General features: G+C 27.1%; 3 protein-coding genes. 1 reads left to right on the forward strand and 2 read right to left on the reverse strand.

Annotated features, from left to right (window positions below; all coding sequences use genetic code 11):
- Nucleotides 1-1246, forward strand: a 1246-nt coding sequence (locus A9758_RS04390; RefSeq protein WP_143740870.1) for an Ig-like domain repeat protein, incomplete at its 5' end; no start/stop codon positions are given.
- 93 nt (nt 1247-1339) lie between these two features.
- On the opposite strand, the gene A9758_RS04395 is transcribed toward A9758_RS04390, so the two are convergent.
- Both A9758_RS04395 and A9758_RS04400 read right to left on the reverse strand, forming a co-directional pair.
- The gene (locus A9758_RS04395; protein ID WP_011405665.1) at nt 1340-2101 is read right to left on the reverse strand and encodes an SDR family oxidoreductase; all 762 of its coding nucleotides are present in this window, start codon (nt 2099-2101) and stop codon (nt 1340-1342) included.
- A 291-nt stretch (nt 2102-2392) separates the two neighbouring features.
- The coding region (locus tag A9758_RS04400) for a right-handed parallel beta-helix repeat-containing protein (RefSeq protein ID WP_084759202.1) at nt 2393-7979 on the reverse strand (5587 nt) is incomplete at its 5' end.

The raw sequence follows: 7979 nt of genomic DNA on the forward strand, positions 1-7979 counted from the left end.
AGATAATGCTTTATTAACTATAAATAAACTAAACTCTACAATTTCATTAGCTGATAAATCAGTTCTCGCTGGAAATAAGATTCAATTAGTAGCAACAATTACTAATAAAAATAACAACGCATACATTTCTAATGGTAAGGTTGCTTTCAAAGTTAATGGAAAAACTATTGGTTATGGTAGTGTTTCTAGTGGTAAAGCATACTATACATATAATACCGCGGAATTAGATACAGGAAAATATAAGTTAACAGCAACATATGGTGGAAATAACATATATTCATCATCAATAGCTACAACAAAAACATTAACAGTACTTAAAAATACTTTCACATATACTCAAATAAGAAATGCAGCAATATCTGTGAGAAATCAATTTGAATCTAATAAAATAGTAAGTACAGTAACAGTAGGATCAACAACAATGGGTCTACAAGATTTCTTACCTTTAATGATACATATGGCTAAAAATGTATATCAGGGAAAATCATCAACACCTGTTGAATACAAACATTATGCACCAATATCTAAACAAACAGATTCAATGAAATCAGTAGTATTATCAGACTCTCAGGTATTAAATATTGGAAATCAAGTACTAAACTACTATCAAAGTAATTCAAAAGCACCAGAATATATAACAACATCATGGGGAAAATTTGGTTACTATAACATAGTATATACATATACTAAGATGATTGATGTATCAACTTCAAAATATCTTCCATCATCATGTAAAATATATAATTGGAATACAATACATCCAACAAATGTTAAATCAAGATTAGTAGTAATATCAACAGATAACATATTTACCACATCAAAAGATAAGGCATTTGTAAATAGTATTAAAAAAATTCTTGAAAGTAAAGGATTTACAGTAAAACTATTAGGAGTAGGACCAAATACACATAATGCAGCAATATGGGAAAAATCATTACCAGACAATGCAATACAATTATCAGTATTTGGTGGAGCAGATGCTGGAGTAATATATGATGTATGTACAAGAAGTTTCATGCGAGCAAAAGCAAATAGATTAGTATTCTTTGCATATCATTCAGCTACAGCTAAAGATATAACAGGACTTGACTGGTTAGAACGTGCACATGATGATAACTACAGTCCAAGTAGCTTTAAAGGAATAGCTCATCCTGATACATATCTTAAATCACATGGTTATGATTATGTATATACAAGTAATGTAAATACAATAGTAGATGCATTATTAAAATATGTAAGTGGTTAAATAATCCACTTATAATTTCCTTTTTTTAAAATCAGTATTAAGTCATAATATCTATTTTTAATATATTATTTTCTAAAAAAAAGTATGGGATGATCATGATAACCATCCACCATCAGCTTTAATTACATCTCCATTAACAAATGATGAATCATCAGATGCTAAAAATAATGCAATTTGAGCAATTTCTTTTGATTGACCTAACTTTGGAGATAATTTTACAAATGGATCTATGGTTTCATATGTTTCCATATCCATTCGTCCAGGATTTATTGTTGTTGCTATTTCTGTATTAACAGTTCCTGGTGCTATTACATTAGAACGTATATTATGTTTTCCATATACCCATGCTGTATGTTTAGCAAGTCCTATAACTCCATGTTTTGAAGCAGTGTATGCTGCTCCACTAATTTTTCCTATTAATCCACCAACTGATGATATTGTAATTATATTGCCTCCATTATTCTTAATCATTTCAGGGATAACTGCTCTTATTAATCGCATTGGGCCAGTTAAATTTACATCAATTGTTTTATCCCATAGATCATCATCTATATGTTTTACAGATACAAAATCATCCATTATTCCAGCATTGTTAACTATTATATCTATTTTACCATATTTGTCTAATGCGAGTTTTACAACGTTGTCTATATCTTCTTGTTTTGTTACATCTCCAATACATGCTGAAGCATCACCGCCATTGGAATTTATTTCGTTTGTAATTTGTTCTAATCTTTCTTTACGTCTTGCAATGAGTATGGTGGAAGCTCCTTCTTCTGCAAATAAATATGCTATTGATTTACCTATTCCTGCTGTTGCTCCAGTTATTATTGCTACTTTTCCTTTAAGCTTCATTTTTAACACCTAAAAAATAGTATTTTCGTTTATATTAATCTTTAATATTTAAATTGTAACTAAACAAATTTTAGTTATGTTTATATTCATGTTTCATATTATTTAAATGTATATTAAAAATCATTATAAATTATGATAATTAGTTATGAATTTTTTCTTGAAAAATATCCTTTTATAAAAATCAAGATTATGTATATTGATTTATTTAAGAAATAGAATGTATTTTTTTTTATTTTATTTTGAATATAGTGTGTATACTCAATTAAAAGGGGGTTAAGAAGTAAAATCTCTTCAAATCTTTGTTTTTGGTATAGATTCTACTTTTAATGGTACTTGTATTGTTGATTCTTTGTATTTGTTGTTTTCTCCTGCTATTACTGTTAGTGTGTATGTTGCTTTTTTTGTTGGTATGGTTATGTTTATGTTTACTTGTCCATCTTTTGCTACTGTGTTGTTTAGGGTTTTTCCATTGAGTTTTACTACTACTTTTGTATTTCCTGTTACTAATTGGTTTTTATCATCATATATTTGCACTGCTACTGTTGCTGTTTTATTTGTTATTTGTGTAGCTGTTGATTGTATGTGTGTTGTTATTTTTGATGCTTTTGGTATTGTGTATGTTATTGTTTGTGTTGATGATTCATATCCATTGTTTTCTCCTGCTATTATTTCTATTGAGTAAGTCTCATCTTTTGTTTGGGGTAGTGTTAAATTGATGTTTCCTGTTCCTGTTATATTTAATTGGTTTATAACTGTTTTTCCATTTATTTTCACTGTTACTTTTGTATTACGGTTTACTAGGTTGTTCGTTTCATCATAAATATTTAATTTAACATTTGCTATATTTCCTATAACATCTGTTATTTTAGCATCTATATGTGTGTTTGTTTTTAATACTTCTAGTGAAGTATTTGCATATGTTTTTACATAGTCACGTCCAACAAATAATGTTGTTGCTGTGTAGTTTTTAGCACTGAATCCTTGTGGTATTTCATAATCAAGATATGCAATTCCATTTGTTATATCTAACAGGAGGATATTTCCATTAGTATCTTTTAGGGTTTTACCATTGAGTTTTAGTATTACATGTCCATCAGTTACTAGTTTATTACCATCTCTTACTTGAACTATGAATCTAACAACATCTTTAGATTTTACTGTTGTTTTATCTGTCATTATTGTTACTGTTGGTGTTCTTTGCGTGATTGTAACTGTTTCATTACTACTTTCACCACTTGCATATACATCATTTTCAAGGTATAATGCATTTATTGTTGAATTATTTTTCATCCAACTTCTAGGAGCAATAGTGTCAAGTATAGCTGTTCCATTTACAACAGGAACTTCTATTGGATTTCCATCAGTATCACAAATAGTCACTCCATTAATATTGAATATAACTTTTCCAGTGTTTATGTTATTTCCATTTACATCTTTAACATGTGCTGTTAAATTTATTGAATCATTATAAACTCCATTTACTGGATCTACTGTTATATTCACGGAATTTTTAACTATATTTATGTTTTTAGTAGTGGAACTTTCCATATATTTTTCATTTCCAGAATATGTTATTGATATTTTAAATTTCTCTACAGTTGGGTTGATTGTAATTACCACAGGATTTTTTGTTAGATTGTATTGTGTTATGTTATTATCTATTGTTACTGTTATAATTCCACTTGGTATAATGTTGTTAAAACTATCTACAACATTAATTGTTATGTTATCTGTTTTGTTAGCATTTACTGAATCTTTATCTAAATTAACATATGATTTATAGTTATCTGTTGTTGGAGTGTTATTTTCAATTAATCCAGTGATATTTATTGCTAAAATAGCTTCATTTCCACTTAAATTAAATGATTCTAAATAATTTCCAGTTATATTAACATCAGAATTTTGAACTGATATTATAGGAATATTTCTTGTATTTACTACTATGTTATTATTTTTTAAATTCATTTGACTATTTTTTAGTTGTATGAGGGGGGTGGTAGTATTTGCTGTAATATTATATGAGAGCCTACTAAATTCTCCAACAGTATTTTCAGCATCAAGTAATATAATATTTTCTCCAGTGATATTTCCAGTTTTATGTGAAAAACTAATCTCTGAGTTATTAGATTTTATAATAGTTGTATTTTTACTATCAAGATTTAATTTATTCCACTTTAAATTTCCAAGACCTTTCATAAATGCATCTGGATTGTTAGCATTGTTTATATCTACAATAATTACTGTAGGTGCTTTTACTGTTAAGTCTATTGAAGAAAATTGAACATAACTTGTAATATTGTTTATGTAGAATATTTTTGAAGTGTTATTGGAAATTACATTAAATGTATCTCTATCCATACTTAAACGGTCAGAATTTTCCATTTTTATACCATAAGCAGTTTTATTAGCATAAACTTCTATATTATTGTTATAACTTGATTTATACATTCCTTCTAATCCTGTAACATCATTATATCCTTTTACTACTACATTATTAGATCCAATTTTTATATCAAAGGAATTTATAGTTAATTTATTATACATTCCACTTATTTTTCCATTGTTATCATATTTAGTTGTAATTGTTGTTATGTTGTTAGTATTAAAATCATAATTTAGTCCATTAGATGAAATAACTTTAATTGAAGTGGTACTTGGACTGTTATCTTTTGTTTTTATTTCAGGACCTAATGTTGTTATGTTGTTTTTACTAAGAGTTTGTGAAACACGGCCAGTGTTATTTATTACAATACTATGAGCTTCTTTTTCATGATTTTCATGATAGATTATTCCATTTTGTAGGGTAGTTCTATTTCCTTTAATATTTACTAAAGTTTCCCTTTCATCAGTACTGTTTAATATTATACCATCAATCACAGTTAGTGTTGAATTTTCACCTATTGTTATTGTTCCATTGTATATTGTGTATTTATTTGGATTTACAAATTGTACTGGTATGTTGAATACTAAATCTTTATTATAAAGATTTGATGCTAAGTTTATAATTGTAGTTTCATTAGAAGTAAGTACTGAGTTTTTAAAGTACTGATTGTAATTATCGTTTGTAAGTAATATTATAAGGGGAGTATTATCTTTAATTATATTGTTGGAACTATCTATTAATCTTACACTACTGTCTCCACCATATGTATTATTATAGTTAAGATAATTTTTAGTTACGTTAGTGTTGTTGGAATTAATAATTGTTACAGTGTTAGTTTCGGTTGTATTAATATTAGAATTAATAACAGTATTATTACTTGAATTTTCAAAGATTATTCCATAATTTGCAGATATTGCAGTGTTATTAATTGTATTGTTTGTAGAATTAATAAATACAATTGTGTTATTGTTGTTTTTTAAAGTACTACTGAATATTATAGTGTTATTTGCATTTACTATTTTTATTCCATTAGAACTTAAAGTTGTTTTGTTTATAAAAGTATTATTGGTATTAATTAATAATATGTCTTCTCCTTGGGTAAATGTACCAAGTTTATTCATGGATTGACCTGATATGGTGTTATTATTTCCATTTGTTGCATTGATAATGAATAAATAACCCTTATTTGTAGCTTTTATATAATTATAGGAACTACTTGCAATAAATTGATTATTATTAACATTGCCAGTAAGATATGTTCCTATTGCATTTGTTGCTGTTGGACGTAATCCATTGAAGTTTGAAGTATAATGATTGTTACTGGAATTAATCATGTAAATTCCAATTGCATATTCATCTCCAGAGATAGATGCTTGATTAAAGTTTAATACATTATTATCAGCATTTAATAATACAATTCCTGCAACTACTCCTTTTTGTTGACCATTTGTTGTATTGTATACATTTATTCTATTACTGTCTAATTTATTTCCATATGAATTAATGAAAATACCCATAGTATCTGGAATATTATTTTTCATATTATTAGATGGACCTTCTATTGTAATAGTGTTACTTTTTAAAGTATTGTATTTGTTATTTATAATAACTCCAGTTAGTGCTTTTGTACTAGTTGAGGATATTTTAAGTTTTGTTAATGAATTTTTTAATGTTCCAATATAGATTACATATCCATTAGGATTATAGTCTTCATTGTTTATTAAAAGTTTTTCTGCATGAATTCTTCCATCATCTTTTACAGTTATTGTGGTGTTGTATAGGTATTTTCTATCATTTTTCTTTAATACTATGTGTATTGAATCTATTACAAATTGTCTATTATAAAAGTCACCTACAAGGTTAATTGTACTTCCACTTTCGATTGCACCCGGTATTACAGATCCATTCTTATAGAAGTAATTTTCATATGTTTCATCTGTTATAGTTATTGTTTTACCAAGAGTTGGTGTGTTATTTTCTATAACATTACCTGTAATATTTTCTACTGCTTTATCTCCATATAATATGTTACTTTCTAGTGTGTTTAGTGTTATTATATTGTTTTTAGCCGTACTTTTAACATATATTGCATAATCTTCAATTGTTTTTATGTTGTTGTTTGTTATGTTGTTGTTATTTCCATTTACTTGTATTATGTTTCTTATGGAGTTATTTGTTATGGTTGTATTTCCAGTTACATATAATCCATATCCATTATTTTCAAAGTCAATTATGTTATTTCTAATTGTTAAGTTTCCATTTCCAAGAGCATATATTCCAAAGGAGGTACCATCATCTACTGAAAGACTTTTAAATAATTGTGATGGTTGACTATCTTTTATTGTGGAGTTTTCAATAATAGCTTTCATGGTATTATTATTTACTGAATCTATATAGATTCCAGTACTATTATTAAATTTACATTCTGATACAAGTAAATCTCCTTCACCAGCATATATATCTGTTTGTCCATTATTTGTAAAGTTACAATTTAATATTTTTGTATCTATACCATCATTTCTGTATGGATTGAAATAATCGGCTTCTCCAGTATTTATTGCAATACCCGCACCAAATTTATATGTACTTGTTCCATCGTATGCAATGTTGTTTTTAATTGTACTGTTTATGATTGTTAACTTATAATCACTTAATATTGTTCCCCAACGAGCATAGTTGTTTTGGAAGGTACTGTTTATTATTGTTGCAGTTCCATTGTTGTAGATACCTGCTCCTTCATTTCCAGTACTACTTGATTTTCTATTACCTTCAAATAAACTGTTATTTACATATAATGTAGCTTCATGATTATTTCTGATACCTGCACCAACTCCAGCACAATTGTTAATAAATTTAACATTATTTACTGTTAAATTTCCATAGTTATCAATTGTTGCTGTTTTGTATGAAGAAATATTGTTTCCACCAGCACTCCAACAGTTCTGTATTGTTATGTTGATGAGTGTTATAAGTCCACTTCCTTTTGTAATGTTTATAGCCCAGTTACCAGTACCATTTTCATATGGATACCATTCTGGAGAAGATTCCCAGTAATATTCATCAGGATTAAGACTTTTTTTCATATCATATCTTGCTTCACCATCAATAATGGTGTTTTGACCTATGAAATTTATTTTATAGTCACCATTTACTGTGAGATTTGTGTTACCAGTACCAGTATATTTACCACTTGATATGTGTATATTGTAGATATTATCTTTTGTTGTTTGTTTTAGAGCCTGATTTATTGTTTTGTATGGTTTATCAATTGTTCCATCATTTGTATCTAATCCTTTATCACCAGATACATAGTAGTCTATTTGACTATCTTTTTTCAGTGTTTTTCTAGTTGTTACATCTTTAGTAGTTTTTGTTATATTATTATCTTTTTTTAGGGTTGTTGTACTTGTTTTTGTTATAGGTTTTTCTTGTGTTTTTGTAACAGTATCCTTAACTTCTTTATTATTATCACTAACTTCTACTTTTTCTGTAGTA

Source organism: Methanosphaera sp. A6 (assembly GCF_001729395.1).
GTDB lineage: Archaea > Methanobacteriota > Methanobacteria > Methanobacteriales > Methanobacteriaceae > Methanosphaera > Methanosphaera stadtmanae.